Source organism: Frateuria sp. (assembly GCF_013362045.1).
In the GTDB taxonomy this organism is placed as follows: Bacteria; Pseudomonadota; Gammaproteobacteria; order Xanthomonadales; family Rhodanobacteraceae; genus Frateuria_A.
In genome coordinates this window covers 1-2811 of record NZ_JABFWW010000024.1, presented here as the reverse complement: position 1 = coordinate 2811, position 2811 = coordinate 1, and the positions used below count along the sequence as shown (strand labels likewise).

The following is a 2811-nucleotide window of genomic DNA, read 5'->3' as shown; positions in this document are numbered from 1 at the left end:
AGGCTTGTTCCCGGAGCCGCGGAGGGCCGTGCCCGCCGGGTCAAAGAGCGCGAATTATTCCAGAAGCGCGGGGCTGGCGCGAGTTTTTGGCTGAAAGGCAGGGCCGCCGGGGGCCGCCATCGCTGGATTCTGCGCTGCCAAGCGGCCCTCGCGCTCACAGTTCGATCTGGTGCGGCCCCGCTTCTTGGCGGACCGATGGGCCGAAAATGTCGCGCCAAGCAAAGTAGGCGGATGCCACCAGCATCGACACCAGGGCCGCGCCGTATGCCAAGGTCACCCCAAGGGTAAGCAGCGCGGCGACCAATGGATGCAGCGCGTTGCTGACCACGACGAGCACGGCGGTGACCACACTCACCGCGAGCGTCACTGCGAGCACGGACGCGAGGAACAGCAACCCGGCGAGCATGTTCGCACCGATATTGCGGACGGCCGCCTTTAGGCTGTCGCGCACGGCATCGACCAGCGTCGCCCGTGCAAACAGCAGCAGCGGCAGGCAAAACAGCATCAGTGCGGTGCTGAAGTAATTGAAGATCAGCTGCACCAGCGACAGCAGCAATGGATGGGCGGGCTGCGGCGCGACCGGCACGCTGCCGTTCATGGCGGCCTTGACCATCTCGCCGTAGTCGCGCCAGTAGTCCCCGCCGGCGAGCGCGGCCACGATCAGTGTGCTCGCTGCGGCGAGGAGAATCTGCACGCCACCTAGCAGGATCAGGCTGCGCATGCGCCCCTCGCGGATCGGCGCGAACAGGTCGCGCGCCCGGACCGGTCGGCCCGATGCGGCTTCGTGCACGACATGCATCAGCCCCCCCAGCAATACCGGCAGGAGCAGCACCATCACTACGAAGAGGGGAACAGCCGCCATCAGAAGTTGCGAGAAATCCGCGGCGCCCGAGCCGGTATCGAATTTCAACGGCACCAGGAACAGCAGCCCGGTCGCGTATAGCGTCGCAACCAGCAGCAGTCCCGCACCAAATATCGTGCGCGGATGGCGCAGGCCCAGGCGGGCCGCTTGAACGAGCCAGGCGAGGCCGCGATGGGGCGGCACCCTGTTGATTTGCATGAGGCTACGAGATCCTGAAGCGGAAGGGTCAGCGCGGCAGCCCGCACGCGTGGCGAACGAAGCGGCGCAGCACCAGCCGTGCATGCGGGGTCGCGCTCACGCTGCGCGCCAGCTGTTTGTGGCAATGGCCTTCGCGGGCCAACGCTTCCTCGCGGGCGCGCACGTAGCCGCGCATGTGCGTGGCGGAAAACTCGGGATGGAACTGGACGCCCCAGGCCCGATCGCCCCAACGGAACGCGTGGCAAGCGTCATGCACCGACTTTGCCAGCACCGTCGCGCCTTCCGGCGCGCGCAGCACGCTTTGCAGGTGCGTGGCCTGCGCGGGGAACTGCGCGGGCAGGCCGGAAAACAGCGGATCGTTTTCCGCCTGCGGATGCAGCTCGAGCTGCACCGTGCCCATCTCGCGCCCGGCCGGGTGGTAATCGACTTCGCCGCCCAGCGCATGCGCGATCAGCTGATGGCCGTAGCAGATGCCGAACAGCGGCATGCCTTCGTGCGCCGCGTCGCGCAGCCATTGCGCGGAACGCTCGCTCCATTCGTGGCGGTCGGTGACCATCGCGCCCGAACCGGTGACGATCGTGCCGGCGAAGCCTTCGCGCGAAGGCAGCGACTCGCCGGCTTCGACGTTCACCACCACGGCTTCGTCGGCCTGCAGTCCGGCGGCGACACGGATCCAGTGCGGAAAGCCGCGATGGCGGCGCATGGAGGCGACCGGCTGGCCGGTTTCGAGGATCAGGAAAGGAGCATTCACGGGCGCGGAAAGGGCTTGGAAAAAGGCGGAAAACCAGTGGCGGCAAGCCTCGCGGCTATACTACCGCGCTTTGCCCCGCGGCCTTTCCGAACCCATGTCACAAGCCAGCGCGCCGCCTTCCCCGATCACGTTCCAACAGCTGATCCAGCGCCTCAACGCGTACTGGGCCGAGCGCGGCTGCGTGCTGATCCAGCCCCTGGACCTCGAAGTCGGCGCCGGCACCTTCCATCCGGCGACCTTCCTGCGCGCACTGGGTCCGGAGCCATGGAATGCGGCTTACGTGCAGCCCTGCCGGCGTCCCACCGACGGCCGTTACGGCGAGAACCCGAACCGCCTGCAGCGCTACTACCAGTACCAGGTGGTGATGAAGCCCTCGCCCGACAACATCGTCGAGCTCTACTTCGATTCGCTGAAGGCGCTCGGCGTCGATCCGCTGGTTCACGACCTGCGCCTGGTCGAGGACAACTGGGAATCGCCCACGCTCGGCGCCTGGGGGCTGGGCTGGGAAGTGTGGTTGAACGGCATGGAAGTCACCCAGTTCACCTATTTCCAGCAGGCCGGCGGCATCGAGTGCCGGCCGGTGCTCGGCGAGATCACCTATGGCCTCGAGCGCCTGTGCATGTACCTGCAGAACGTCGACAACGTCTACGACCTGATCTGGACGCACGGGCCTGATGGCACTCCCGTAACCTACGGCGACGTGTACCACCAGAACGAAGTCGAGCAGTCGGCGTACAACTTCGAGCATGCGAATGTCGAAGAGCTGTTCCATCGTTTCGATGCGTGCGAAGCCGAAGCGCAAAAGCTGATCGAACTCGGCCTGCCGCTGCCGGCCTACGACCAGGTCTGCAAGGCCTCGCATTCATTCAACCTGCTCGACGCGCGCCGCGCGATCTCGGTGACCGAGCGCCAGCGCTACATCCTGCGCGTGCGCAGGATCGCGCAGGGCGTGGCCGAGGCGTATTACGCGCAACGCAAGAAGCTGGGCTTCCCCGTATTG

Annotated in this window: 3 protein-coding genes; 1 reads left to right on the top strand and 2 read right to left on the bottom strand. The window is 66.4% G+C overall.

Annotation, left to right across the window (positions count from 1 at the left end):
- Positions 1 to 154 precede the first annotated feature (154 nt).
- Together HOQ08_RS01275 and HOQ08_RS01270 are read right to left on the bottom strand one after the other, a co-directional pair.
- Positions 155 to 1060, bottom strand: a complete 906-nt coding sequence (locus HOQ08_RS01275; RefSeq protein ID WP_291190400.1) for a BPSS1780 family membrane protein — start codon at positions 1058 to 1060, stop codon at positions 155 to 157.
- 28 nt (positions 1061 to 1088) lie between these two features.
- Positions 1089 to 1811, bottom strand: coding sequence for a glutamine amidotransferase (locus HOQ08_RS01270; protein ID WP_291190397.1), 723 nt, complete (start codon positions 1809 to 1811; stop codon positions 1089 to 1091).
- Between the two features lie 94 nt (positions 1812 to 1905).
- Here HOQ08_RS01270 and glyQ point away from each other — a divergent pair.
- Positions 1906 to 2811, top strand: a 906-nt coding sequence (glyQ, locus tag HOQ08_RS01265; protein ID WP_291190394.1) for a glycine--tRNA ligase subunit alpha, incomplete at its 3' end; no start/stop codon positions are given.

Excerpts from the sequence above, each read along its gene's own strand:
- HOQ08_RS01275 (WP_291190400.1), bottom strand. The coding sequence starts at position 1,060 with ATGCAAATCAACAGGGTGCCGCCCCATCGCGGCCTCGCCTGGCTCGTT.